We start from the raw sequence: 25,377 nt of genomic DNA, 5'->3' as shown, positions 1-25,377 counted from the left end.
GAAACCAGAAGGGTTCCGGGCGCAGTTGCGAGGGTAACGGGTATTCAACGATACAGGACAGCGGTACCGGAAAGTTTATTCATACCGGTGGCACTGGTGATGCGGTAGTGTGTGGCCCCGGCATCAGCGGCTTTCATATCCAGTGAGGCCACCAGGTCATCCAGGGTGGTGAAGCCACCGGAAGAGACCACCCCAATTTTTTGCAGCGATGCTGCTTCGCTGCGGGAAACCATTTGCGGGCTGGCGGCATAGCTCAGTGCGCTGGCGGACAGGGCGATGATGGCAAGGGTGGTTTTGATGATGTTTTTCATGATGACGCTCCTGATGTTCTGTTGTGTGTTTTTGTTTGTGTGTCGTGTTGTTAAAATCAAATCTACCAACCAGTAGATAGGTTGGCAAGTGTTAATTGGGGTCCGCTTGGAAAACGGAATCTATGGTCACTCCCGTTTTTGCAACACCGATTTTGACGACAAGTTGGCTTGCTTGAATCTATCCGGCGTCTGAATGGGATTTTATTCCCGCGCCTTGATGAGTTCCGCGCCTGATGAACCTCCAGAAAATATACGGCTTCAATGAGCCTTTCCGTTTTACAGGTTCCTCAACAGGCCGGTGGGCCGTTAGTATCATCAATATCAGTATTCGCAAAACCAGATCAGTAATTCTTTAAACCGGTGTATTTCTGCCGTTATGCTACATAAGTTTGCTGTCGTGCCGTTAGGGCCCAGGCTATTCTGGCCAGCTTGTTTGCCAGAGCACAAGTGACGACAAAGTTGCTTTTCCGGCACAGTAAATCCCTGACCCAGTCGGCCAATTTTCCAGACTGGTGTTCCAGTTTTTGTATGAATACCCTGGCACACTGAACCAACAAAGTTCGGATCTTTTTATTACCTCGCTTACTAATTCCCAGCAATGTCGTCCTACCTCCCGTGCTGTACTGCCGAGGTACAAGCCCTGTTGCCGCCGCAAAGTCACGGCTGCTGGCGTACTGCTTCCCGTCGCCAATCTCAGTTGAAATAGTACTCGCTGTCAGTGTTCCGACGCAGGGAATGCTCAGCAAGCGCTGTCCAACCTCATCTTCGTCCAACTTTCGTTTCAACTGGGATTCCAAATCTTTAATCTGCTCAACAAGATAGTGATAATGCTGTTGTAATTTCAGCAATAACTGGCTGAGGTAAAGAGGCAAACTATTGTCCTCAAGAAGGGTACTCAGTCGGCTAATAACGGCAGCTCCTCGGGGAACGCTAATGCCAAATTCCAGCAGAAAAGCATGCATTTGATTGGTTGTTTTTACCTTATCCTGAACCAGGGATTCACGGACACGATGCAGAGCCCGCATTGCCTGCTGAGATTCCGTTCTGGGTTGCACAAAACGCATAGACGGACGCGATGCAGCTTCACAAATAGCTTCGGCGTCGACAAAGTCGTTTTTATTGCTTTTAACGAACGGGCGGACAAATTGTGGTGATATCAGCTTTGGGGAATGCCCCAACTCTTCCAACTTGCGTGCCATAAAGTGAGAACCGCCACAGGCTTCCATTGCGATGGTTGTAGCGGGGCATGTCGCCAAAAATTCGATCAACTTTGGCCGGGTAAATTTTTTACGGTAAACAGCCTTCCCGCGACGATCCTGGCAATGAATATGGAAAGAGTTTTTACCCAGATCGATACCAATGAGCGCAATGTTTTCCATGATAGTTCTCCGAATGAAAGCCTGTCCTCAGCATAGTACCGGGAAGGAGGGAGTGACCATCTCATTAATTATCCCACGCTAAGACTGTTTTTTGTACAAAGCGGTATCGACTGTACGTAATGAGCGGTATTTTCCGGATCCCAGCTTAAGATTATTACGCCAGACGTAATCTCCACTCAGATTGATATGTTCCCAGCCCAGGGGAGAAAGATGAGAGACCAGTTGCTCATTTATCGGGATACCCTTTCGTTTTAGTGACTCAATAGCTCTTTCTATATATACCGTGTTCCACAACGTGATCGCTGCTGTCAGTAATGTCAGCCCGCTGGCGCGATAACTCTGATTCTCCAGCCCACGATCCCTTATTTCACCCAGACGGTGCAAAAAGACCGCTCGCGCAAGGGCATTACGGGCCTCACCCTTATTCAGCCCCGCCTGCACGCGTCGGCGCAGACCGGGATCACGGAACCAGTCCAGCATAAATAGTGTCCGTTCGATGCGGCCAATCTCTCTCAGCGCTTTGGCAAGTCCATTCTGTTTTGGGTAACTGGCTAACTTTTTCATCATCAGTGATGCGGTGACTGTCCCCTGCTTAATCGAGGTTGCCAGGCGCAATACCTCATCCCAGTGCGACTCAATGTCTTTGATATTTAGGCAGGTTGTTGATATGACAGACTGAAGCCCCGGATAGCGCTCGGCCTTTCCATGAATAAACAGCCGCTTGTCATGAAGATCACGGATCCTTGGCGCAAAAGCGAATCCCAGCAGGTGCATCAGGGCGAAAACATGTTCAGTGAAGCCTGCGGTATCGGTGTAATGCTCGGTAATTTCCAGATCGCTTTCATGGTACAGCAGGCCATCAAGCACGTGGGTTGAGTCGCGCACCCGGCTGATCACTTTGGCGTAGAACGGGCTGTATTGGTCTGAGATATGCGTATAAATCTGCACGCCCGGCTCCTGACCATATTTAAGATTGACCTGACCGGCATAACGTCCGTGACTGCCTACCCGAAAGTTCTGCCCGTCTGACGACGATGTTGTCCCGTCGCCCCAGAATGCGGCCAGAGGCCGCTCTTTCTGTGCGTTGACCAGCTCGGCCAGTGCCGCTGAATAAGTTTCATCCCTGATGTACCATGCCTGAATACCTTCGAGTGACGATCTTGTGGCCCCAGGGCAGGATTCCGCCATTTTTGTCAGCCCAAGGTTGATGCCGTCAGCCAGAATGGTGGTCAGCAACAGTCTTCCGTCTTTTGGTCTGACGTTATTATTTTTGAGGTGCGCGAAGTGACGCGTAAATCCCGTCCAGCTATCAACTTCTTCCAGTATCTCCGTAATTTTCGGATGGGGAAGCATGCCATAGACCAAATCTGCAAAGGGCGAAACACCTGAAGGAACGCTGTTCTCCAGTGGAGTGATTTTTACGCCTTTATCTGAGATATCTACATCGGGCAAATCACCGGCAAGCGCCATCGCGTTAACTTCTTCCAGCCGAGATGCAAGAAGAGTCATACGGGCCTGAAGGTATGCCTGGCTATCGGTCTGAACGGCCAACTGTAACTGGTCATTATGTCGGGATTTCTCAAACTCAGCAGTCGGGATGAGATAATCATCAAAATTTTTGTAGCGGCGCGATCCTTTTACCCAGATATCACCGGAACGTAATGGGCACTGTTGCAAAGTTAGCGATGAGGCAGCCTTTTGTCTTATTCAAAGGCCTTACATTTCAAAAACTCTGCTTACCAGGCGCATTTCGCCCAGGGGATCACCATAATAAAATGCTGAGGCCTGGCCTTTGCGTAGTGCACGCATCACCTCAATACCTTTGATGGTGGCGTAAGCCGTCTTCATGGATTTAAATCCCAGCGTGGCGCCGATTATCCGTTTCAGTTTGCCATGATCGCATTCAATCACGTTGTTCCGGTACTTAATCTGTCGGTGTTCAACGTCAGACGGGCACCGGCCTTCGCGTTTGAGCAGAGCAAGCGCGCGACCATAGGCGGGCGCTTTATCCGTGTTGATGAATCGCGGGATCTGCCACTTCTTCACGTTGTTGAGGATTTTACCCAGAAACCGGTATGCAGCTTTGCTGTTACGACGGGAGGAGAGATAAAAATCGACAGTGCGGCCCCGGCTGTCGACGGCCCGGTACAGATACGCCCAGCGGCCATTGACCTTCACGTAGGTTTCATCCATGTGCCACGGGCAAAGATCGGAAGGGTTACGCCAGTACCAGCGCAGCCGTTTTTCCATTTCAGGCGCATAACGCTGAACCCAGCGGTAAATCGTGGAGTGATCGACATTCACTCCGCGTTCAGCCAGCATCTCCTGCAGCTCACGGTAACTGATGCCGTATTTGCAGTACCAGCGTACGGCCCACAGAATGATGTCACGCTGAAAATGCCGGCCTTTGAATGGGTTCATGTGCAGCTCCATCAGCAAAAGGGGATGATAAGTTTATCACCACCGACTATTTGCAACAGTGCCCCTGAAACTGCCTTACTGCTGACTGGGACAGGAGCGATTCCACACCCAATGCCTCGACCCGGTGCCGGCTGTCACTCAGCACAAGGTCAAGGGCCAGCAGAATCGTGCTTTTCCCGGACTCATTGTCCCCGACCAGAATGTTACGGTCATGAGTGAAGCGCAGGTCCAGTTCCGGAAACTTTTTAAAGTTTTGCAGCATAAGCCGCGTGATCAGAGGCATCTTTTATTCCTTTATATACCGCTGACTGAAAGAGTGTCCGGCTGCGCCAGACCGCCTGTTTTGTTTTACAGCGTTATCTTACCCAGTCTTCCAGCACAAGACCCGGTACCCGCTCAAATTCCCGCGTATTATTCGTCACCAGCACGGCACCGGCGGCGATGGCGTGCCCGGCAATGGCCGTGTCGTTCGGGCCGATCGGCGTCCCGGCCATTCGCAGCGCCACCTTAATCTCCGTGGTGGCGTCCACCGCAGCGCGATCCCAGGGCAGGATGGCATCGAGGCGGGCGCAGAACGCGTCGACCAGCTCGACGTGGCGCGGGGAGGCCTTCGGGCCGGTGGCCCCGAAGCGCATTTCAGAATAAGTGATGGCCGAGACAACGATGCGCTGGCCGCGCAGCACCGCCTGCTCCAGGCGCTTCAGCACCGCTTCAGGCTGCTCGCGCATGATGAACGAGCAGATACAGGTGTCGAGCATATAGATCTTGTTCACAGGTTAAATCTTCCTTCGTCGCTGACAACGTCCTCGCGCTCCGCCATAAAGTCCGGGTCTGCCTTCTCGAACTGCGCGAACGAGCCCCAGGTCGGCCGGACGGGACGCAAAATAATGCTGTCCCCTTCCCGGACGATCTCCAGCTCGCTCACTCCCTCAAAATCCAGATCGCGGGGCAGACGAATGGCGCGGTTATTGCCGTTTTTAAAAATGGATACAGTTCTCATCATTTCCTCCTGGCCGACCGGCCTGTATGACTATGTTCAGTATATGCAGATGCAAAGCATATGTATAGTCATAGCATATGCAGATGGTAAGTATATGCGTATGTCAGGCCTATGCAGATGTGGGGCATATGGATATGTTAAACCTATACATAGTTCTCTCTTTTTCTGCTGAGATCCGAAAAAAGCTAGTTCCGGATCTGCTTTCCGGCCTCCGGTGCGCAGCGGCCCGGAAACACAAGATGTAGCGGTGTTACCAGCTGAGGATGACGCTATATGTTGTGTCCCTCCCCTGCCCCGCGACCGGCCGCTCACCACCGGAAAACGCCGCTTTGCTTATTCTCTCACCGTGGCACACTTCCGGAAACTTCGTAAAGCGCGAAAAGTCGGATCCGGACGGAACGGCCGTCCTGTAATTTAACGGCGTGGCTGTATGGCTGCTTGTTATCTCTAAGGTGATTATTTTGTATGTGAATTTCACGAAGTGAAATTAATGGCGACATAACAGTATGTTTCAGGCGGGCGTGAGTCAGCTGCATCCTTACGCTATACTGATATGCATATCATCAGTATGTATTCCGGAGTGCATTATGAAGCAGCGCATCACTGTCACCATAGACAGCGACAGTTATCAGTTACTGAAATCCGCAGACGTCAATATCTCCGCCCTGGTGAACAGGGCCATGCAGAATGAGGCCCGTCGTCTGCGTTCCGAACGCTGGCAGGCTGAAAATCAGGAAGGGATGGCCGAGGTTGCCCGCTTTATTGAGATGAACGGTTCATTCGCCGACGAAAACAGGGACTGGTGAGATGCAGTTTAAGGTTTATGCCTATAAAAGAGAGAGCCGCTATCGTCTGTTCGTGGATGTGCAGAGTGACATCATCGATACCCCCGGGCGACGGATGGTGATCCCGCTGGCCAGCGCCCGGCTGCTGTCGGATAAGGTTTCCCGTGAACTCTATCCGGTGGTGCACATCGGGGATGAAAGCTACCGCCTGATGACCACGGACATGGCCAGCGTCACGTCCTCCGTCACCGGGGAGGAAGTGGCCGATCTCAGCCACCGGGAAAATGACATCAAAAATGCGATAAACCTGATGTTCTGGGGAATTTGACAGCCTCCCCGCCCTGAAAGACATCGAGGATGTCAAAACGAAGCATTGCCGCAGAGCTTAACCCTCAGCATGAACTGCCCTCCGGAGCGGATGCCCTGCAGGCTTTCGCGGGGTCAGCTTAAACGAACGGTTCACACAAACACCCTTAAGTCAGTAAAAGGAAACCAGATGAACAGAACTGATGGCGAACCAGAGACAGACGTGATGGCCACCGCTTTCAGCACCATGCGCAAGTACGGCATGAATATCATCACCGCCACGCAGCATATGGATATTAATGCTTACGTGAAATCCGATCCGCGGATGCCGAGAACGCGGCTGCGTCGTTACCTGGGACAGTACGGCCTGCGCGGTGAGGCCCTGAGCGCGGAGGTAAGACGTATCGTCGCTGGCCCTGAACGACCAGATAACACGCTGAAAGCCGGAATCTTCTATACGTGGCCCTATGGCTGGGAGCCTGCGGATTTCACGCCAGTGATGAGGCGCATTTTCAAGGGAAAGCGCACCCGCCATGTGATGTTGTTTGATGAACTGCCTCAGCTGTTTGGCAAGAATGACTATTGAACCGGATACTATTTTTGAGGCGAGGTATGGGTACACCAACATTTAGCTCATTTAACGATGTGGTCCGGGAGCTTGAGGATGTATATGGCCACCAGGAGCTGTGGCTTTATTCTGGCCTTAATGAGGACAGCCCCATCGAGACAGCCCGCAGGCGTCAGAAATGGCGATCTCCAAAAATTCTCAAACGAAACGGCAGAATGGTGGCAGAACAATCAGGCCAGCCTGATTTCTGGGTGCTCACGGGTGACTACCATCTGCCGCAGTCTGAACACAGCGCTCCGCCGTGGAAAGCCTGCCTCATCAATAAGGTCTTTAAAGTGTATTGTTCACTTCACTGTTAGGGAAAAAAACATGACCGACTGTGTTACCCGGACTGGTGACGACAAAACAATGTGGCTCGTGACATTGCCGGAGATCATTACAAATAACAGTACCCGCCAGGAGGAAAATCTGGTCGTTATTCTGAGCAGGGAGGAATCGTGGGGGCCAACTTCTGACCATTTTCCCGACGGATTGTACCGGGTCTCCTGCATAATGACACTGTACCTTGCCGATACCGAACTGACGAAGACTCAGACTTTCACTGCAATCTACTGGCCTCAACAGAAGGCCCTGCATCTGTTTACAGATGAGTTCAGACTGGAACGCCGCCTGCAGGGACTCGGCCTGGGTAGCTGGATCACGCAGCAGTTTGTTCTCTGGGCCAGAGGCCTTCCGCCAGCAACCCTGGTTTTGCCGATTGAAATTTCCCGGGTTGATGAAGAAAACGAAGAAAACAAGATCCGGAGGGACAGGCTGTGGCACGCAATGGGTTTCCGGTTCCCGGCGGGGGAAACCAGCTCAATGCCGCTGCGGGCAGACGAACTGCAGTTGCCACGGGGCAGGTGCTCAACGCTCCGGGTGGAGCCCCTGGTATCCGCGGTACGCCGGCTGGAAGACTGTTATCGCGGGCTGCAGGAAAAAATCGTGCAGCTCGAAGGCAAAAAACGGTCGCAAAAACAGTTAATTACTTCACTTAAGAATCGTCCATTTTATCATCTGTTGCACAGGAAAGAGGGCCAGCTCCCGGACGAGAAATGTGACGCCCTGCCGCTGCGGGCAGAAAAACTGTCTCTGCCGCAGAGCGGGGATTCAGACCTGGAGGTGGCGCAACGGGCAACCGGGGTCATCCGGCTGGCTACCCTGTGTGCTCAGTCGCAGAAAAGAATCCTGGAGCTGGAAAGGGAGCTTGCCTCGCAAAGTGAGGAGCTCGTTGACCTGCAGGCACATCCCTTTTTTAACCTGCGGGATAAATACCGCGGCCAGATCCTGTTCTGGGGATGGGGGATGGGTTTTCTGTGCTTTATCTACTGGATGTTGGTGTCATGAATGTTCCCGTTCCATAGCCACCCACTGAAGAGGAGTGAAACCTGTGCCCGAAAATATCGTGTCTACCGTCATTGACGGGGTAGTTTTGTTTGTGACTTCGTCTGTTTTCTGGCTGGCCGTCGCTGGCTGGTTAGTCATCCTGACTCCGGTAATATTACGAAGAAAATTCTCGGCAAAGAAAAAAATTAACAGAAATTATGAATAACCTGGTTCCAGTTGGATCTCCGGCATCTCCCGGAACATTGCTCCCGGTGGCCATCGATTACCCTGCCGCCCTCGCCCTGCGCCAGATGGCGCTCGTGCAGGATGAACTGCCGAAATACCTGCTGGCGCCGGAAGTCAGCGCCCTGCTCCATTACGTGCCGGATCTTCACCGCAAGATGCTGCTGGCGACGCTGTGGAACACCGGCGCGCGCATTAATGAAGCGCTCGCGCTGACCCGGGGGGATTTTTCGCTGGTGCCGCCGTATCCGTTCGTGCAGCTGGCCACGCTCAAGCAGCGCACCGAGAAAGCGGCCAGGACGGCAGGTCGTGCCCCCGCAGGCAGTCAGGTCCATCGTCTGGTTCCCCTTTCCGATCACCACTATGTCAGCCAGCTGCAGATGATGGTGGCCACCCTGAAAATTCCGCTGGAAAGACGAAACAAGCGCACCGGCAGAATGGAGAAGGCACGTATCTGGGAGATCACAGACCGTACCGTGCGCACCTGGCTTAGCGAAGCGGTGGAGGCCGCAGCGGCCGACGGGGTGACGTTCTCAGTACCGGTTACCCCCCATACGTTCCGTCACTCCTACGCGATGCATATGCTGTACGCCGGCATACCTCTGAAGGTTTTGCAGAGCCTGATGGGCCACAAATCGATCAGTTCCACGGAGGTCTATACGAAGGTGTTTGCGCTCGATGTCGCGGCACGGCACCGGGTGCAGTTTGCTATGCCGGAAGCTGAAGCTGTTGCGTTGATAAAAAAGTTAACCCCAAACCAATCTACATAGGTCAACTATGGGTAATACCCCAGGTTTCGACCTAAAGTAGTTCTTGTGTGGGAAACAGTCCAAGCTTAATGGGGGCTTATCCAGCCTCACTTTTTACAGCTTTCAATCACATTAATTATGTTCAGAAAGGCCCTCATTGCCCTAAAGAAAAAAAATGCAGCCATGAAAATAAGGAATAATTGAGATACAACTCCTGCTAAATCATGGTTGCTACCAGCCACTGATAGCAACGTAAATAGTAATGCAAGCGAAAAATGTAAGGCGATTGTAGTATTTGAATTCATGTATATCCCCTTATGTATAGGACTGAGGCCATCCGCAAATTTTCACTATCGCGAAGTTGTTGCCTCGATATAAAAGGTGTTACCACCCTGAACAAGATAACAAGATAACAAGATAACAAGATAACAAGATAACAAGATAACAAGATAACAAGATATTATCGTTGTTTCGCTTCTGCGATTAATCTGGATATCTCTGTTTTTGATAAACTTTTTAGTGCCTCTACCGCTGCCCTGACTACGTCAGAACGATTCACTCTGCTTTTACCTGAAATCATTTCACCCGCTATAAGATCATCAATGTCTTTTAAGTTTTCTTCAAAAAAGGAAATGCTCACTGGTTTTGCTTTACTTACAGCCAATGGTCTCTCTGAAGTCACTTTGGTATTATCAATACCAGCAGTACCACCGTTAATAAACGCTGCCTCATCACGAGATGGAGTATTTGCTCTATTTCTCACAGAATAACCTCTTTAACTAACGATTCGATTTCTTGTTGTGCTTTGTCATTTTGCGTTTCAAAAATTGTCATTGATTCTGCCCAGGCATCTCGATGCGCTTTTCGATCACAAACTCGGGAACTAGCCAGACGCATTTCAGGATAATCCTTGAGTACGTCAGCTGCCTGATTTGCTTCATTGACAAACATGTTCGTGGGCGTCATGTTTAAAACGAGATATCCCCGGACGTCCTCATTAAAATCTTTTGCTGCTGTAAAAACAGAGCATGTATGAGGCACTACATCCAGGTCCATCTGAGAAGGCCGCAACGGAGAAATGAATACGTCAGCGGCCATCAACCCACTACGCATTTCTGCACTGTCGCGGCCAGCACAGTCTGCGATGACAAAGTCATAAGATTTCTCGTGTTCCTTTAGCATGGCTTTGATGTTGCCTGTTGCGCCAGTAACCGGAATATGGGGAAGATCTTCAGGACGATTGTTGTACCAGGTCAATACAGATTTCTGGTCATCTGCGTCGACAATGATCACTCTATTGCCCAGTGACATCAGATACGCAGCTATAGATACCGCCAGTGTACTTTTACCAACCCCACCCTTTTGACTACCCAATACTATTATCATCATAGCCTCATATTAAATTGTTAAGTTAACAACTTAATATTGCCAAACAGGCGACAATATTGCAATTTCTTTATTAAGTTAATATCTTGTTAAGTTGTTAACTGTGTGATTTATAACTGAATTGTTTTTGTATCTTAACAAATTAGTAAGATGTTAGGATAACAATATAACAAGATAGCAAGATAACAAGATAACAAGATGGCAAAGTGGTGCCTTTATCCGAAATCCCCATAGAACCACGTAATGCGGCTTTCAACTCCAGGCTACCTTTAGGGAGGGTAGTATCAACGGCACTGTTGCAAATAGTCGGTGGTGATAAACTTATCATCCCCTTTTGCTGATGGAGCTGCACATGAACCCATTCAAAGGCCGGCATTTTCAGCGTGACATCATTCTGTGGGCCGTACGCTGGTACTGCAAATACGGCATCAGTTACCGTGAGCTGCAGGAGATGCTGGCTGAACGCGGAGTGAATGTCGATCACTCCACGATTTACCGCTGGGTTCAGCGTTATGCGCCTGAAATGGAAAAACGGCTGCGCTGGTACTGGCGTAACCCTTCCGATCTTTGCCCGTGGCACATGGATGAAACCTACGTGAAGGTCAATGGCCGCTGGGCGTATCTGTACCGGGCCGTCGACAGCCGGGGCCGCACTGTCGATTTTTATCTCTCCTCCCGTCGTAACAGCAAAGCTGCATACCGGTTTCTGGGTAAAATCCTCAACAACGTGAAGAAGTGGCAGATCCCGCGATTCATCAACACGGATAAAGCGCCCGCCTATGGTCGCGCGCTTGCTCTGCTCAAACGCGAAGGCCGGTGCCCGTCTGACGTTGAACACCGACAGATTAAGTACCGGAACAACGTGATTGAATGCGATCATGGCAAACTGAAACGGATAATCGGCGCCACGCTGGGATTTAAATCCATGAAGACGGCTTACGCCACCATCAAAGGTATTGAGGTGATGCGTGCACTACGCAAAGGCCAGGCCTCAGCATTTTATTATGGTGATCCCCTGGGCGAAATGCGCCTGGTAAGCAGAGTTTTTGAAATGTAAGGCCTTTGAATAAGACAAAAGGCTGCCTCATCGCTAACTTTGCAACAGTGCCCAAAAATTTACGATCTCCAAACTGACCCCTTCCAGTACCATGCGTGCCACGGCCAGGCCCATGCCGCTGGTACCGCCGACGACGAGCAGTTTTTTACCTTTGAAAAAAGTGTTCATTTTCTGACTCCATTACTGGTGGGTAAGACGTTGCCGGCAGCGTGAAACTGCCGGCGGTTGACGGATTAAATACTGCAGCCATCCGTTCCGCAGGTCTGACCCGCAGTGGCTGAAAATTCGGTTTGCTGTTCATCCCAGACCTGACGCAGGGCATTCAAAAAGTTATCTGCTGCCTGAGCCCCGCTGATGGCATATTTTTCGTTCATCACAAAAACCGGAACGCCGCTGAGGCCAATAGACTGTGCGTGGGCTTCATCGTCGGAAACGGTGGCGCGAAAATCGTCATTTTCCAGGGCGGCTTCAGCGTCAGCTTTCGGCATACCGGCTTCTACGGCCATGGCAACGAGCTGCTGACGGTCAAAGAGAGAGCGACCTTCGGTGATACTGCCATGATAAAAACGTTCTTCCACCGCGTCCGCAATTCCGGCCTTACGCGCGGCAACCAGCAGGGTGTGTGCATCTTCTGTATCACCAAACATCATGCCGTCGAAGTTGTAGATCAGACCTTCAGATTTACCGGCGGTGCCCACCTGATTCATCATCAGCTCCGCTGAATGCTGACTGCCCAGCTTTTTAACGATGGCATCCTTAAAAGGCATCGCGGGAGTACCACCGGCCAGACGGTAGCTGTGATGGCGGATCACCACCTGGTCGCGAAATTCAAAGCGATTCAGACCCTGTTCAAATCTTTTTTTAGCAATCCAGCACCACGGGCAGACCAAATCTGACCAGATATCGATGGTAAGGGTGGGTTTCAGCGTTTGCATAATGATTCCTCAAAGACGTTGGGCGGTCGGATCTCACTTATCAGAGAACCGCGACCGTATGGGATTTATTGCGCCTGCCAGACCGGGTAATCGGTATAGCCTTTTTCCGGGGAACCACTGACGCCGTAGTAGGTGGCGCGGTCACTTTCTGCCAGTGGCCAGCCGTTTTGCATTCTTTCAACCAGATCCGGGTTAGCGATGTAGGGCACACCAAATGCCACCAGATCCAGCTCATCATCTTCCAGAGCCTGCTCTGCGATATCACGGGTAAAACCGCCGGCAGCGATGATGGTGCCTTTAAACGTGTTGCGAAAACGGCGGCGGAAGCCTTCCGGAAGTGGCGCTTTGATGTACACCGGCTGATAGTAAAGGTGTACGTAGGCCAGTTCCCGCTGACCGAGCGCGTCGGTGATGGCTGACCAGGTTTGCTCTTCACCTTCATACGGCGCGAGGTCATAAATGCGGCCGAACGGTGACAGGCGCACGGCAACGTGGCTGTTACCCACGGCTTCCGCCACGGCGTCAATGGTCTCCAGCAGGAAACGCTGACGATTTTCCACCGAGCCGCCGTATTCGTCGGTGCGGGTGTTCAGTTCGCTACTGAGGAACTGGTCAAAGATGAATCCGTTTGCCGCCATGATTTCCACGCCGTCAAAGCCGGCTTCCATCGCCAGGCGTGCGGAGTGCACGAAGTCTGCAGTGATGCGTTTAACTTCATGCGTTTCCAGCGCGCGTGGCTGGCTTGGTACAACCGGGCCCGGTTCTCCGGATTCGGTCAGCGCAAAAACGGTGGTATTGACCGCCTGAACGGTGCCCGCTGAAACCGGCGCTATGTGGCCTGGCTGAAGAGAGACGTGAGACATACGGCCGACGTGCCAGAGCTGCGCGAAAATACGGCCACCTTTGGCGTGAACCGCTTGTGTCACCTTACGCCAGCCCTGGACGTGTTCGTCGTTGTAGATACCAGGGGTATAAAGGTAACCCCGGCCTTCTTCTGAAACCGGCATCCCTTCGGTGATGAGCAGGCCAGCAGAAGCACGCTGTGCATAGTACAAAGCCACGACCTCATCCGGCACGTCATTCATGGTGCGGGTGCGGGTCATCGGTGCCATGACTACACGGTTTTTTAACGCCAGGCCAGACAGATTGTAGGGGGTGAAAAGCTTACTCATCGTATACCTCACAAAAAACAAAAAGGAGTATCCCGGCAGGGATTTGCACAGCCCGGCAGTATCATCGACTGGACGTCGCGCACTGGAGTTGCATAAACATCTGATGGGTGGCAATATACCAACCATCTAGTAGGTAGGTCAATGGCTGTGTCGTATTTTTTTGTCATAACGCAGCCATTTCTGAATTGTCACTCATTTTGCGAGGTCATCACCATGCGTACATTAACAGCTTATAACGAAGATAATTTCCGCCAGATAGAGCAGTACAACGGAATATCGGTGGTACGTTTCTCTGCACCCTGGTGTCCGCCCTGTCAGGCCAGCGAAGAAATGTTCAGTCAGTTTGCAGACCGGCTCGATAGAGATATTCAGGTGGGGAAAGTCAATGTAGATCAGGCGCCGGTGCTGACAACCAAATACGAGATCTGGGGGCTGCCGTCTGTGCTGATATTTCATGAAGGGCAATTAGTTAAACGCATACCGGGTGTGAAACCTGCATCGGTATATGCTCAGGCTATTGCGGACATAAAAAAAGGGCAGTAATGCCCTTTTAACGTGGAATTTATTAATGCTTAACCGCGTGCCTGACCGACGGCATCCAGAGTGCGGGCTGAATAAATGACCGCCGCGCCAGCGTTGAGGTTAATCGCCACGCCCAGCGCTTCAGCAATTTCAGCGTCGGTTGCACCGGCTTTCACAGCGGCGTCGGCGTGAAAAGCAATACAGCCGTCGCAGTGGGTTGTGACTGCGCACGCCAGGGCAATGAGTTCACGCACTTTTGCGCCCAAAAGGTCAGTTTTGTTACCTGCGTTGCCCAGGGCAACCACGCCTTTCATGGTCTCGGGGGTCAGTTTGCCCAACTCGCCTAAACGTTGCATTAACTCTGAGCGATAGTTGTTCCAGTCCAGCATAGTGTCATTCTCCTGAATGAGGGGTATTAAGAAGCAGTTTTATATACTTAAGGCTGTTGGCGAAGACTTCGGGTCTGGCCGTTGCATGCGCCACTACGCTTGAGCCTTCACAGACATTAATGATCATCAAAGCAATATCTGATGGTTCGGCATGGGATGAAAACTCACCTGACTCCATGCCCGCCCTGACGACTTTTGTGAGCCACTCGATTTGCATATCGAAATAAAGTGATGTCTGTACAGTAATTGCCTGAGGCAGATTGGCGGTCTCTGCTGACAACGCACAACACAGTGGCAGTAGCGAAGCTTTATGGCTTTGCGCGAAGATATCGATGTAAGCCGCAATTCTTCTCTCCGCGCTTTTCTCAGTCGCCTCTATCTGCTCAAATACGCGTTGTGTATCAGAGAACGCCTGTATTACCACCTGCTCACCCAGAATATCTTTGGTCGGGAAATGGTGATGAATACTGGCCTTGGTGATACCCACTATTTTTGATAAATCAGCATAGCTGAATACTGAATACCCTTTTTCGCGCATCAGGTGTTCTGCTTCGCTGAGCAGCCGTTCCCGTGTCATGGTTGTCATAATTACTCCATATAATCTACTAGTTGATAGATTATATTGTTGCTATTTTTCCGTAGCAAGTTGTATCACTGACTCAGTATCGTGCAGAGCTGAACGTCACTGCCATCCTGCATTCTGAATGGCAGCATTACATCTCTGACATCACGCCAGGCGTGTAATCATTTCAACCGGATTAGCCAGAGTATCGTGGATTGGCGAATTCTTTTGCATTTCGCTGACCAGCGCTTCTAACTCCTCGCGACTGGCGGTCTTGCTCGTAAGGTGAACATCGACGCGAATAGATTTCGCACCTTTACGCACGTTGCTGTCCAGCCCAAGGAAGCCGTTGAGGTTGATATCGAAATTAAGATCCAGCTCGATACCGTCCAGGTCGATCCCTTTTTCAGCAGCCATCATGGTAAGGGTGGCGGTATAACAGCCAGCCAGCGCCTGCATGATGTATTCAGTCGGGCTCATGCCGGTATCGGTGCCGAGTAAACCTGCGGGTTCATCACCGATATTAGAAAATTTCCCCACACGGCTGGTATCGATAACGCCGTTCTGGATTGTGGCGCCGGTCTCTGTGCGAACGGTTAATCCGCCGCTGGAACGGGCTTTCATCTGGAAAGTCAGGTTACCCAGACCAGGCTGGCTGCGAACTGCTTCACGGGTATTGTGGATCGCAGCTGCGTCTGCAGAAGGTTTAACGGTAGTAGACATAATGGCTCCTGTAATTTCTTGATAAAAGGTATAGCTGGTGTAACCAGCACCAATCATCTAGTTGGTAGATTAGTGTCGCGAACCTCTTTTGTCTACTCTTTTATAAAAAATAGGGGGAAAAGAACCCAGCAGGCTGTTTTATTTCATAATAACCATTTGATTTTTTTATAATCTTCCCAGCCGCTCACTCTTGCAGCAATCCAGCCTTTACCCGAAGGATAGTCTGGCGGGTGGTATTAAATTCCCGGGCAATAGCACTGATACTGATGCCAGCATTTAGGCGCTCTGTCACTGTTTGCTTTTGTTCCTCGCTCAGGATGGGGGGGCGACCGAAGCGTTTTCCAGCCGCTTTTGCCCTCGCAATACCTGAATACGTTCGCTCAAGCAGCAAATCCCGCTCAAACTCCGCTACAGCAGAAATTACCTGCATAGTCATTTTTCCGGCCGGACTGGTCAAGTCAACGCCTCCGAGTGCGAGACAATGAACGCGAATATCTAAAGCCGCCAGTTGCTCTACTGTTTTTCGGATATCCATCGCATTACGACCCAGACGGTCAAGTTTGGTGACAATCAGTACATCCCCATTTTCCATGCGATCTAGCAACCGGATAAATCCGGGGCGTTCGCTGGCAGCAACCGAGCCACTGATATGCTCCTCAATAAGTCGTTGGGATCTGATGGCAAAACCCGCCGCTTCAATTTCACGACGCTGGTTTTCTGTGGTCTGTTCCAGAGTTGAGACCCTGCAGTAGGCAAAAACACGTGACATGGGAAACTTTCCGTACGAAATGGATGTCCGAATTATAACGTGTGTCCGAAATTAATTTCACTAAGTTTCGGACATGTGCTGTAAGTGGTGTACGAAACCGACCGGTTTCGGTCACAGCGAACAAATAACAGATGAAAACTATACGCGAGGGAGGCATTTATGCCACGGCGACAGATACTGAGCAGCGAAGAGCAGGAACGCTTACTGGTTATACCAGATGATGAAATTATTCTGACCCGAATGTGTTTTCTGAACGAACCGGATATTGCGCTCATTAATAAGCACCGAAGGCCAGCGAATCGCCTGGGCTTTGCTGTATTACTCTGTTATCTGCGTGGACCTGGATTTATTCCGGACAAAAGCAGTGCTCCTCACAATGGCGTTGTATCCAGGGTTGCTTCCCGACTGAAACTTCAGCCTGATTTATGGCCGGAATATGCATCCAGAGAGCAAACCCGCTGGGAACATCTGACCGAACTTTATCGCTACCTGGAACTATCCCCGTTCAGCCGGTCAATGCAAAAAGACTGTATCCGTCATCTGCACCCCTATGCCATGCGAACTGACAAAGGATTTATGCTGGCGGAAGAAATGCTCAGCTGGCTACATAACAATAATGTTATTTTCCCTTCTGTTGAAGTGATCGAACGGACGCTTGCCGAAGTCGTCACGCTCGCTAACAGATCGGTATTTTCGACACTTACCGCGCAACTGGAAAAGCAGCATAAATCAGCACTCGACAGCCTGCTCATATCAGAGGGTGAACAACCTTCCCGTCTGGCATGGCTGCTACAGCCTCCGGGTAAAATAAACGGTAAAAATGTGCTGCAACATATCGACCGGCTTAATTCCATCGCTGCGCTGGGGTTGCCTGATGGTATTGCACTTTCCGTTCACCAGAACAGGTTGCTTAAACTGGCGCGTGAGGGCCGGAAAATGAGCAGCAGGGACCTGGCAAAATTCACCGATGTCAGACGTTACGCTACGCTGGTTTGTATAATAACAGAGGCCAGGGCCACCCTGACTGACGAAGTGATTGATCTGCACGAGCGTATCTTGGGTAGTCTGTTCAGCAGGGCAAAACGCACGCAGGCCGAACGGCTCCAGCAAACGGGAAAGCTTATTCAGAGCAAGCTGAAGCAGTACGTTACCGTCGGGCAGGCGTTACTTAACGCCAGAGAATCCGGGGAAGATCCCTGGACTGCAATAGAAGATGTCCTTCCCTGGCAGGAATTCATCAACAGCGTGGAAGAAACGCGGTTTCTTTCCCGTAAGGGCAATTTCGACGCGCTTCATCTGATCACCGAAAAATACAGTACGTTGCGTAAATATGCCCCGCGTATGCTGTCAGCATTGCAGTTCATGGCGACACCTGCGGCGCAGGCGCTCAGCGATGCGCTGGACACCATAACGGAAATGTACCGTAAACAACTTCGTAAAGTGCCGCCATCAGCGCCAACAGGGTTTATCCCTGAAAGCTGGCGAAAACTGGTGCTCACGCCTTCAGGCATCGACCGCAAGTACTACGAGTTTTGCGTACTGAATGAACTCAAGGGTGCATTACGTTCCGGTGATATCTGGGTAAAAGGATCGCGCCGCTACAAAAATTTTGATGATTATCTCATCCCGACTGCTGAGTTTGAGAAATCCCGACATAATGACCAGTTACAGTTGGCCGTTCAGACCGATAGCCAGGCATACCTTCAGGCCCGTATGACTCTTCTTGCATCTCGGCTGGAAGAAGTTAACGCGATGGCGCTTGCCGGTGATTTGCCCGATGTAGATATCTCAGATAAAGGCGTAAAAATCACTCCACTGGAGAACAGCGTTCCTTCAGGTGTTTCGCCCTTTGCAGATTTGGTCTATGGCATGCTTCCCCATCCGAAAATTACGGAGATACTGGAAGAAGTTGATAGCTGGACGGGATTTACGCGTCACTTCGCGCACCTCAAAAATAATAACATCAGACCAAAAGACGGAAGACTGTTGCTGACCACCATTCTGGCTGACGGCATCAACCTTGGGCTGACAAAAATGGCGGAATCCTGCCCTGGGGCCACAAGATCGTCACTCGAAGGTATTCAGGCATGGTACATCAGGGATGAAACTTATTCAGCGGCACTGGCCGAGCTGGTCAACGCACAGAAAGAGCGGCCTCTGGCCGCATTCTGGGGCGACGGGACAACATCGTCGTCAGACGGGCAGAACTTTCGGGTAGGCAGTCACGGACGTTATGCCGGTCAGGTCAATCTTAAATATGGTCAGGAGCCGGGCGTGCAGATTTATACGCATATCTCAGACCAATACAGCCCGTTCTACGCCAAAGTGATCAGCCGGGTGCGCGACTCAACCCACGTGCTTGATGGCCTGCTGTACCATGAAAGCGATCTGGAAATTACCGAGCATTACACCGATACCGCAGGCTTCACTGAACATGTTTTCGCCCTGATGCACCTGCTGGGATTCGCTTTTGCGCCAAGGATCCGTGATCTTCATGACAAGCGGCTGTTTATTCATGGAAAGGCCGAGCGCTATCCGGGGCTTCAGTCTGTCATATCAACAACCTGCCTAAATATCAAAGACATTGAGTCGCACTGGGATGAGGTATTGCGCCTGGCAACCTCGATTAAGCAGGGGACAGTCACCGCATCACTGATGATGAAAAAGTTAGCCAGTTACCCAAAACAGAATGGACTTGCCAAAGCGCTGAGAGAGATTGGCCGCATCGAACGGACACTATTTATGCTGGACTGGTTCCGTGATCCCGGTCTGCGCCGACGCGTGCAGGCGGGGCTGAATAAGGGTGAGGCCCGTAATGCCCTTGCGCGAGCGGTCTTTTTGCACCGTCTGGGTGAAATAAGGGATCGTGGGCTGGAGAATCAGAGTTATCGCGCCAGCGGGCTGACATTACTGACAGCAGCGATCACGTTGTGGAACACGGTATATATAGAAAGAGCTATTGAGTCACTAAAACGAAAGGGTATCCCGATAAATGAGCAACTGGTCTCTCATCTTTCTCCCCTGGGCTGGGAACATATCAATCTGAGTGGAGATTACGTCTGGCGTAATAATCTTAAGCTGGGATCCGGAAAATACCGCTCATTACGTACAGTCGATACCGCTTTGTACAAAAAACAGTCTTAGCGTGGGATAATTAATGAGATGGTCACTCCCTCCTTCCCGGTACTATGCTGAGGACAGGCTTTCATTCGGAGAACTATCATGGAAAACATTGCGCTCATTGGTATCGATCTGGGTAAAAACTCTTTCCATATTCATTGCCAGGATCGTCGCGGGAAGGCTGTTTACCGTAAAAAATTTACCCGGCCAAAGTTGATCGAATTTTTGGCGACATGCCCCGCTACAACCATCGCAATGGAAGCCTGTGGCGGTTCTCACTTTATGGCACGCAAGTTGGAAGAGTTGGGGCATTCCCCAAAGCTGATATCACCACAATTTGTCCGCCCGTTCGTTAAAAGCAATAAAAACGACTTTGTCGACGCCGAAGCTATTTGTGAAGCTGCATCGCGTCCGTCTATGCGTTTTGTGCAGCCCAGAACGGAATCTCAGCAGGCAATGCGGGCTCTGCATCGTGTCCGTGAATCCCTGGTTCAGGATAAGGTAAAAACAACCAATCAAATGCATGCTTTTCTGCTGGAATTTGGCATTAGCGTTCCCCGAGGAGCTGCCGTTATTAGCCGACTGAGTACCCTTCTTGAGGACAATAGTTTGCCTCTTTACCTCAGCCAGTTATTGCTGAAATTACAACAGCATTATCACTATCTTGTTGAGCAGATTAAAGATTTGGAATCCCAGTTGAAACGAAAGTTGGACGAAGATGAGGTTGGACAGCGCTTGCTGAGCATTCCCTGCGTCGGAACACTGACAGCGAGTACTATTTCAACTGAGATTGGCGACGGGAAGCAGTACGCCAGCAGCCGTGACTTTGCGGCGGCAACAGGGCTTGTACCTCGGCAGTACAGCACGGGAGGTAGGACGACATTGCTGGGAATTAGTAAGCGAGGTAATAAAAAGATCCGAACTTTGTTGGTTCAGTGTGCCAGGGTATTCATACAAAAACTGGAACACCAGTCTGGAAAATTGGCCGACTGGGTCAGGGATTTACTGTGCCGGAAAAGCAACTTTGTCGTCACTTGTGCTCTGGCAAACAAGCTGGCCAGAATAGCCTGGGCCCTAACGGCACGACAGCAAACTTATGTAGCATAACGGCAGAAATACACCGGTTTAAAGAATTACTGATCTGGTTTTGCGAATACTGATATTGATGATACTAACGGCCCACCGGCCTGTTGAGGAACCTGTAAAACGGAAAGGCTCATTGAAGCCGTATATTTTCTGGAGGTTCATCAGGCGCGGAACTCATCAAGGCGCGGGAATAAAATCCCATTCAGACGCCGGATAGATTCAAGCAAGCCAACTTGTCGTCAAAATCGGTGTTGCAAAAACGGGAGTGACCATAGATTCCGTTTTCCAAGCGGACCCCAATGGGGTCGGCATGAGACTGAACACCATCCAGTTCCCGACCGCGTAGCCGCCTGTCCTGCCGATCAGGTCTTGACCATCGACGCCTGGGATCAGTCCTGAATGTTCTTGGAGACCACTACGTTATGAGCCGCAGCCGCCGCAAAACACCCATCGTCGGGCACACGACCTGCGGCAGCGAGCGCGAGGACAAGAAGCTCTGGCATCAGCGCTGGCGCACCCGTGAGCGCACGGCGCTGACCAGCGCGTCGCCCGAAGCCCTGAGCGCCCATCTGCCCCTGCTGGAAAACCAGGCCAGCAGCGTCTGGTCGATGGGCAAGGATGGCCGCTCCTACTGGCCCGTCAAGCGCCAGGCCGCCACGGCGGATCGCATCGCCAATCACAAGGGACGCAACCCGCAAGAACGCGCCTCCCTGAAAAAGCGCCTGCTTACACTGTGATTCCTTCAAAATATCTCAACGAAATTTCCCGACACCTGTTTAAGCTATCTTGCTGATATTTCTGTTTTTCGATTTTTGCCGGCGCGATGCCGGCGATGTTGGCCAGCTGCCCCGGGCGCGATACTGAGATCAGTTTCTTTGAACAAAAAAACCGCCTTTTGGCGGTCAGTATTCAGTAGCTGGAACGGTAGTCTCTCCCCCGATTCCAGCGGTCTTGCCAGTGTTCGAGGAATGATTCAGCGAGCTTAGGCATGTTCCAGATCACCACCGCATTCTCCGAGTTTTTCGTTTCGGCCGCTTTGGTGAAATTAAAGCTGCCAGTTTCAACGGTCACATTATCCACGATGATCACCTTGTCATGCTGGATAGGGAAATCACTGTCAGTACGCAAAGGGATGCCGCTGTTCGCTATGTAGTTCATGGCCGCAATGCTGGCGCGCCCCGTATTGCCCCTTTCATCAATTACGATTTTCACATCAACTCCCCGTTTTTTGGCTGCTACCAGTGCTTTCATAATATCCGGGGCGGTAAAAGAATAAGCCATCATCCGTATCGAGGTTTTTGCGGAGTCAATGGCGCTCAGGACGAGAACGCGGGCGCTTCCTTCAGGCGAGTAGCCAACCTGAACGGATGGTTCCACCGCAAAGGCGGGCAGGGCGGCTGTCGTAAATGCTGCGGCCAGAAGCCAGGTTGCTAAGTTTTTCATTACAGGCTCCCGTTCACACACTGCATTTTATATTCAGGGTCAAAATAAATTTCTTTGATTTTCCGCTTTTCCATATGCACCACAACGTCAATGGTGGAGTAGAGCATTCGCATAATATCGCTCATATCGAGCATACGGCCGATAGGGGTCGCCTTGATAAGCAGCCCAATACGGTTAAAGGCATCGCGCGCAGAGTTAGCGTGCGTTGACATAACACCGCCTGGATGGCCGGTATTAAGTGCTTTAAGATAATCCCACGCAGCATCATCCCTAAGCTCAGTCATGATGATACGGCCCGGTGTCAGACGCATACAGGCTCGCAGGGCATCAGTGGCGCTGACGCGGCCGATCTTTCCTGCATCGCCGTACATCATATAAACGGCTTCTACAACGTGATCGACCGTGACTTCGTGAACGTCCTCTAAAATAATTACACGCTCGTCTTTATGTAGCGATTTTAACAGCGCGCGCGTGAGTACCGTTTTCCCCGACCCGGTTTCACCGCAGATCACGATAGTGCGTTTCTTCTCAACGGCGGTTTGCAGGAATGCGGGCCATTTTTCGCTGCTGTGCAGCTCTTTAAGGAAAAAATCATCATCCGTTAGGCTTTGCTTGCTGCCGGTAATCTTCCGGCAGTCACTGAAAATCCCCTCGAGGGTCAGCTGCTCCAGATTTTTATCGGCCGCCAAATCCTTACGAAACGCTACGGCCGTTGTACCGTCAATCACCGCAGGGGGCAGACAGATAACGCCCCTGATCCCGCCAGGCAGGATCACGTCATTAATGGCCTGCATGGTCAGCTTGTTGCTGCTCACCAACGATTTAGCAAGGTTCCTAATAAAATCTGCCGTAATTGCCGCGTTCTGCACAACCCTGCGGCCGCTGAACGTATCACAGATAACTTCCTGAAAGCAGTTAATGCGAATTTCAAAAACAGTAGGATCTTCTAAATACTCGCGCAGTGGGCCAAGTTGATAGAAAGCTGCATCAGTCATGATTACTCCTGAAGAAAAGCGGGCGCTAAGCGCCCACTTTTTTAGTTGTCTGCGAGCGTATAAACGCCGCTGAAATCGAGGTCGCGGGCAACAAAAATGCTCACCGCATCACCCTGCTGATCGTAGAGGGTAGGGGGGATAGACATGTAAGAGCGGAGTGCTTCAGACGCCAGCTGCTCACCGCTGTTTTCTGTACTGTTGTACTGAATGTTATTACTCTGCGTCTGGTTAACCAGCGCCGTTAAGGTGTCAGAGAACAACGAAATCATGATCGCACCACGCAGACGCTCCCACATATGGGTATCCACCTGGCCCGGAATCCCCGCGCTGCCGAGTGAGTTCGTTCCGGCACTGTCAATATTAACGATTGTTCCGTCCTGGTCATTGCGGATACGCTCCCAGAGAACAAACACGCGCGCCTGGCCGTCTTTGATACCACCGGTAATCTGCCCGTCAACCCATGAGCCTTTATCAATCAGCCTAACGAGTCCATCAGCTGAGTAAACGTCCTGTGAAACCCGGCAGGAAACCTGACCCGGAACAGTGGTATCCAGCTCGGTGCCGGTACCACAGGGGATCATTTTGCCTTTCGGAACAGTCAGGCTGGGATTAGCCATGACTCCAGCGCGGCTAGCCTTCAGCCTTGCAGGAGTCAGGTTTTTAGCGAGTGCTGAACTACCTTCGCTTGTTTCGTTGTCCTGGGGCTGCACTCCGGGACTATTGCTTGTAGCCGCCTGATTAGTCTGGGCCAGCTCGCCGCCCAGACGACGCTGCATAGCCAGTTCTTCAGGCGAAGGTTCTTTACGCTTATTAGAGGTACGCGCGCCGGTATTGCTGCTGCCCGCATCTGCATCTGCCTGTGCGGCAGCCTGCACAGCACGGGCATCAGTGGCGCTATTCTGCGCAGTTGCAGGTTTATTAACATCAGGATCGCTGTTAAAGCTGTAGTTTGGCAGTGTATTGGCCTGTTGCGCTTTACCACCGTCTTTATCAGCTTCAGCTTTAGCCGGGGCGCGAATTTTACCCATGACCGTAATCCCGATGAATACCAAAGCAAGCAGCGCCATCAGTATGACAAAGGCTTTCATACCAGGAGCCGAACGGCGGTTACTGCCATTAAATCCGCCACGCTCGCTTTCAAATTCACCGTCTCCGGTGTTTTCATCGAGTTCCTGATCTACATCGACACTTTTACGGGCCATCAGTTATCCTCCCCAATTTGAACCCTGCGCACATCCGGGGAAGCCGTACCGGTTGCTACCGCACCGGCGCCCGGCGCGAAATTATTATTACGAACGCCAACGACTTTATCGCCCAGACGAATACGCCACTCTTTAGCGACGGTTTCCACCTCGATGATGTTGCGGTTCTCACCCACAACATGAGAGTTAGGCAGCGTTTCTTTGCCACTGGCCGAGATCATGTAGACCTGCGGTAACTCCGCATTGGCCGGAAACTCAAACCGGGTAAAGCGGTAGTTATCCCAGACGTGAACCGGCTGGATGCTGCGCATTTCAGGCTGTTCGCTCATTACGTACTGATAGTTCTTCGCCCCCGCAAAAGCCGTCTGCTTCAGCTTCTGCGTAATGCGTTTTTTATCAGCCGCGCTTTTGGCTTTTTCCTGCTGCTCAAACGGATATTCATAGGTCAGCTGAAGAACGGCCTGGCGCACAGCCCACGGCGTTTCAATAAAGGATTTTGATACCGTACCGTCTGCATTTTTCTTCGTTTCTTCACCGATGAAATGGAGGACGATGTTATAGGTGCGCTTATCGGTGACGATCACCAGGTTGGTATCACTCATGGCCTGTTTCGGCTTCACAAAAAAATGGTTCATTTTGTGCGCAAACGTCCAGCTTTCAGAATCGCCAAAAGCATGAGTGATATAGGTTTCGTCAGGCGCGACAACAATGTGGGTAGCCACACCGGCGATAGCGTCAATTTTGACCACATTAACAGGGTTATAAACAACGCTTTTAATGCGATAGTCATAAGGAGAATTGCGGCCAACCTCAAGCGCCATAACGTTAGTGGCCGCGCCTCCCAGGACTGACAAAACGACTGCTGAAAGAAGTAGTTTTTTCATGGGGC

Annotated in this window: 28 protein-coding genes and 4 pseudogenes; 12 read left to right on the top strand and 20 right to left on the bottom strand. The window is 51.2% G+C overall.

Features of this window, described 5'->3' with window-relative positions; all coding sequences use genetic code 11:
* Nucleotides 1–44: 44 nt before the first annotated feature.
* From H7R56_RS26825 to vapB, 7 genes and pseudogenes are all read right to left on the bottom strand, one after another.
* Nucleotides 45–311 (bottom strand): YdgH/BhsA/McbA-like domain containing protein, encoded by a 267-nt coding sequence (locus H7R56_RS26825; RefSeq protein ID WP_001567383.1) that lies wholly within the window; start codon nucleotides 309–311, stop codon nucleotides 45–47.
* Nucleotides 312–685: 374 nt separating this feature from the next.
* On the bottom strand, nucleotides 686–1,690 hold the full coding sequence (locus tag H7R56_RS26820; protein ID WP_022542389.1) for an IS110-like element IS4321 family transposase: 1,005 nt from the start codon (nucleotides 1,688–1,690) through the stop codon (nucleotides 686–688).
* Between the two features lie 78 nt (nucleotides 1,691–1,768).
* Nucleotides 1,769–3,352, bottom strand: a pseudogene (locus tag H7R56_RS26815) (Tn3 family transposase); the annotation flags it as partial.
* Between the two features lie 54 nt (nucleotides 3,353–3,406).
* The gene (locus tag H7R56_RS26810) at nucleotides 3,407–4,111 is read right to left on the bottom strand and encodes an IS6-like element IS26 family transposase (RefSeq protein ID WP_001067855.1); all 705 of its coding nucleotides are present in this window, start codon (nucleotides 4,109–4,111) and stop codon (nucleotides 3,407–3,409) included.
* A 64-nt stretch (nucleotides 4,112–4,175) separates the two neighbouring features.
* Nucleotides 4,176–4,394 (bottom strand): annotated as a pseudogene (locus tag H7R56_RS26805) (AAA family ATPase); the annotation flags it as partial.
* A gap of 73 nt (nucleotides 4,395–4,467) precedes the next feature.
* A complete protein-coding gene (locus H7R56_RS26800; RefSeq protein WP_182928842.1) occupies nucleotides 4,468–4,884 on the bottom strand; it encodes a type II toxin-antitoxin system VapC family toxin in 417 nt (138 codons plus the stop codon).
* Complete coding sequence (gene vapB, locus H7R56_RS26795) at nucleotides 4,881–5,111, bottom strand: type II toxin-antitoxin system VapB family antitoxin (protein ID WP_001261282.1); 231 nt, start codon at nucleotides 5,109–5,111, stop codon at nucleotides 4,881–4,883. The genes H7R56_RS26800 and vapB overlap by 4 nt, the downstream gene beginning before the upstream one ends.
* On the opposite strand from vapB, the pseudogene H7R56_RS26790 reads away from it, so the two are divergent.
* The 7 genes and pseudogenes from H7R56_RS26790 (at nucleotide 5,068) to H7R56_RS26760 (ending at nucleotide 9,148) form a co-directional block, all read left to right on the top strand.
* Nucleotides 5,068–5,529: pseudogene (locus H7R56_RS26790) on the top strand (hypothetical protein). The gene vapB and the pseudogene H7R56_RS26790 sit on opposite strands and share 44 nt — an antisense overlap.
* Nucleotides 5,530–5,698: 169 nt before the next feature.
* Nucleotides 5,699–5,917, top strand: coding sequence for a type II toxin-antitoxin system antitoxin CcdA (ccdA, locus tag H7R56_RS26785; protein WP_001568025.1), 219 nt, complete (start codon nucleotides 5,699–5,701; stop codon nucleotides 5,915–5,917).
* Nucleotide 5,918: 1 nt separating this feature from the next.
* Nucleotides 5,919–6,224 (top strand): type II toxin-antitoxin system toxin CcdB, encoded by a 306-nt coding sequence (ccdB, locus tag H7R56_RS26780; protein ID WP_013023785.1) that lies wholly within the window; start codon nucleotides 5,919–5,921, stop codon nucleotides 6,222–6,224.
* 168 nt (nucleotides 6,225–6,392) lie between these two features.
* Entirely contained in the window at nucleotides 6,393–6,788 is a 396-nt protein-coding gene (locus H7R56_RS26775) for a hypothetical protein (protein WP_017899885.1), read from the top strand.
* Between the two features lie 26 nt (nucleotides 6,789–6,814).
* Nucleotides 6,815–7,129: a hypothetical protein gene (locus H7R56_RS26770; RefSeq protein WP_053389906.1), complete on the top strand. Its 315-nt coding sequence runs from the start codon at nucleotides 6,815–6,817 to the stop codon at nucleotides 7,127–7,129.
* A gap of 10 nt (nucleotides 7,130–7,139) precedes the next feature.
* A complete protein-coding gene (locus H7R56_RS26765; protein WP_017899884.1) occupies nucleotides 7,140–8,156 on the top strand; it encodes a hypothetical protein in 1,017 nt (338 codons plus the stop codon).
* Nucleotides 8,157–8,353: 197 nt separating this feature from the next.
* Nucleotides 8,354–9,148: a site-specific integrase gene (locus tag H7R56_RS26760; RefSeq protein ID WP_004197635.1), complete on the top strand. Its 795-nt coding sequence runs from the start codon at nucleotides 8,354–8,356 to the stop codon at nucleotides 9,146–9,148.
* Nucleotides 9,149–9,587: 439 nt separating this feature from the next.
* Here the strand turns inward: H7R56_RS26760 and H7R56_RS26755 are convergent, their stop codons facing one another.
* The gene (locus H7R56_RS26755; protein WP_071571079.1) at nucleotides 9,588–9,890 is read right to left on the bottom strand and encodes a hypothetical protein; all 303 of its coding nucleotides are present in this window, start codon (nucleotides 9,888–9,890) and stop codon (nucleotides 9,588–9,590) included.
* The gene (locus H7R56_RS26750) at nucleotides 9,887–10,513 is read right to left on the bottom strand and encodes a ParA family plasmid-partitioning AAA ATPase (RefSeq protein WP_004197649.1); all 627 of its coding nucleotides are present in this window, start codon (nucleotides 10,511–10,513) and stop codon (nucleotides 9,887–9,889) included. The genes H7R56_RS26755 and H7R56_RS26750 overlap by 4 nt, the downstream gene beginning before the upstream one ends.
* A 352-nt stretch (nucleotides 10,514–10,865) precedes the next feature.
* On the opposite strand from H7R56_RS26750, the gene H7R56_RS26745 reads away from it, so the two are divergent.
* Entirely contained in the window at nucleotides 10,866–11,570 is a 705-nt protein-coding gene (locus H7R56_RS26745) for an IS6-like element IS26 family transposase (RefSeq protein WP_001067855.1), read from the top strand.
* 81 nt (nucleotides 11,571–11,651) lie between these two features.
* On the opposite strand, the pseudogene H7R56_RS26740 reads toward H7R56_RS26745, so the two are convergent.
* The 3 genes and pseudogenes from H7R56_RS26740 to H7R56_RS26730 all read right to left on the bottom strand — a co-directional run.
* Nucleotides 11,652–11,738, bottom strand: a pseudogene (locus H7R56_RS26740) (sugar dehydrogenase); the annotation flags it as partial.
* Between the two features lie 65 nt (nucleotides 11,739–11,803).
* Entirely contained in the window at nucleotides 11,804–12,505 is a 702-nt protein-coding gene (locus H7R56_RS26735) for a DsbA family oxidoreductase (protein ID WP_001194072.1), read from the bottom strand.
* A gap of 65 nt (nucleotides 12,506–12,570) precedes the next feature.
* On the bottom strand, nucleotides 12,571–13,677 hold the full coding sequence (locus H7R56_RS26730) for an alkene reductase (RefSeq protein WP_021242986.1): 1,107 nt from the start codon (nucleotides 13,675–13,677) through the stop codon (nucleotides 12,571–12,573).
* A gap of 213 nt (nucleotides 13,678–13,890) precedes the next feature.
* Here H7R56_RS26730 and H7R56_RS26725 point away from each other — a divergent pair, with 213 nt between their 5' ends.
* Nucleotides 13,891–14,220: a thioredoxin family protein gene (locus H7R56_RS26725; RefSeq protein ID WP_021242987.1), complete on the top strand. Its 330-nt coding sequence runs from the start codon at nucleotides 13,891–13,893 to the stop codon at nucleotides 14,218–14,220.
* Between the two features lie 29 nt (nucleotides 14,221–14,249).
* On the opposite strand, the gene H7R56_RS26720 is transcribed toward H7R56_RS26725, so the two are convergent.
* The 4 genes from H7R56_RS26720 to H7R56_RS26705 all read right to left on the bottom strand — a co-directional run bounded on the left by H7R56_RS26720 (nucleotide 14,250) and on the right by H7R56_RS26705 (nucleotide 16,642).
* A complete protein-coding gene (locus H7R56_RS26720) occupies nucleotides 14,250–14,588 on the bottom strand; it encodes a carboxymuconolactone decarboxylase family protein (protein WP_021242988.1) in 339 nt (112 codons plus the stop codon).
* Nucleotides 14,589–14,592: 4 nt separating this feature from the next.
* On the bottom strand, nucleotides 14,593–15,174 hold the full coding sequence (locus H7R56_RS26715; protein ID WP_020277920.1) for a TetR/AcrR family transcriptional regulator: 582 nt from the start codon (nucleotides 15,172–15,174) through the stop codon (nucleotides 14,593–14,595).
* A gap of 141 nt (nucleotides 15,175–15,315) precedes the next feature.
* A complete protein-coding gene (locus H7R56_RS26710) occupies nucleotides 15,316–15,873 on the bottom strand; it encodes an OsmC family protein (RefSeq protein WP_000108589.1) in 558 nt (185 codons plus the stop codon).
* 184 nt (nucleotides 15,874–16,057) lie between these two features.
* Nucleotides 16,058–16,642 (bottom strand): recombinase family protein, encoded by a 585-nt coding sequence (locus H7R56_RS26705; RefSeq protein ID WP_012695450.1) that lies wholly within the window; start codon nucleotides 16,640–16,642, stop codon nucleotides 16,058–16,060.
* Between the two features lie 159 nt (nucleotides 16,643–16,801).
* Between H7R56_RS26705 and H7R56_RS26700 the strand changes: the two genes are divergently transcribed.
* The 3 genes from H7R56_RS26700 to H7R56_RS26690 all read left to right on the top strand — a co-directional run bounded on the left by H7R56_RS26700 (nucleotide 16,802) and on the right by H7R56_RS26690 (nucleotide 21,585).
* Nucleotides 16,802–19,786, top strand: coding sequence for a Tn3 family transposase (locus H7R56_RS26700; RefSeq protein WP_182928841.1), 2,985 nt, complete (start codon nucleotides 16,802–16,804; stop codon nucleotides 19,784–19,786).
* 78 nt (nucleotides 19,787–19,864) lie between these two features.
* Nucleotides 19,865–20,869 carry an IS110-like element IS4321 family transposase gene (locus H7R56_RS26695; protein WP_022542389.1) on the top strand — a complete coding sequence of 335 codons (1,005 nt, stop codon included), beginning with the start codon at nucleotides 19,865–19,867 and terminating at the stop codon, nucleotides 20,867–20,869.
* Nucleotides 20,870–21,270: 401 nt separating this feature from the next.
* Nucleotides 21,271–21,585 carry a hypothetical protein gene (locus H7R56_RS26690; RefSeq protein WP_000091613.1) on the top strand — a complete coding sequence of 105 codons (315 nt, stop codon included), beginning with the start codon at nucleotides 21,271–21,273 and terminating at the stop codon, nucleotides 21,583–21,585.
* 172 nt (nucleotides 21,586–21,757) lie between these two features.
* Here the strand turns inward: H7R56_RS26690 and H7R56_RS26685 are convergent, their stop codons facing one another.
* From H7R56_RS26685 to H7R56_RS26670, 4 genes are read right to left on the bottom strand one after another with little or no spacing between them, the layout of a single operon-like run.
* Nucleotides 21,758–22,291 carry a phospholipase D family nuclease gene (locus H7R56_RS26685; RefSeq protein WP_000792636.1) on the bottom strand — a complete coding sequence of 178 codons (534 nt, stop codon included), beginning with the start codon at nucleotides 22,289–22,291 and terminating at the stop codon, nucleotides 21,758–21,760.
* A complete protein-coding gene (locus H7R56_RS26680) occupies nucleotides 22,291–23,286 on the bottom strand; it encodes an ATPase, T2SS/T4P/T4SS family (RefSeq protein WP_182928840.1) in 996 nt (331 codons plus the stop codon). The genes H7R56_RS26685 and H7R56_RS26680 overlap by 1 nt, the downstream gene beginning before the upstream one ends.
* Nucleotides 23,287–23,327: 41 nt before the next feature.
* Nucleotides 23,328–24,488 (bottom strand): type IV secretion system protein VirB10, encoded by a 1,161-nt coding sequence (gene virB10 / locus H7R56_RS26675; protein WP_012561145.1) that lies wholly within the window; start codon nucleotides 24,486–24,488, stop codon nucleotides 23,328–23,330.
* Nucleotides 24,488–25,372, bottom strand: coding sequence for a TrbG/VirB9 family P-type conjugative transfer protein (locus H7R56_RS26670; RefSeq protein WP_000735066.1), 885 nt, complete (start codon nucleotides 25,370–25,372; stop codon nucleotides 24,488–24,490). Before H7R56_RS26670 ends, virB10 begins: the two co-directional genes overlap by 1 nt.
* Between the last annotated feature and the right edge of the window lie 5 nt (nucleotides 25,373–25,377).

Source organism: Klebsiella sp. WP3-W18-ESBL-02, assembly GCF_014168815.1.
GTDB classification, from domain to species: domain Bacteria; phylum Pseudomonadota; class Gammaproteobacteria; order Enterobacterales; family Enterobacteriaceae; genus Kluyvera; species Kluyvera ascorbata_B.
This window is presented reverse-complemented; position numbering and strand designations above follow the sequence as displayed.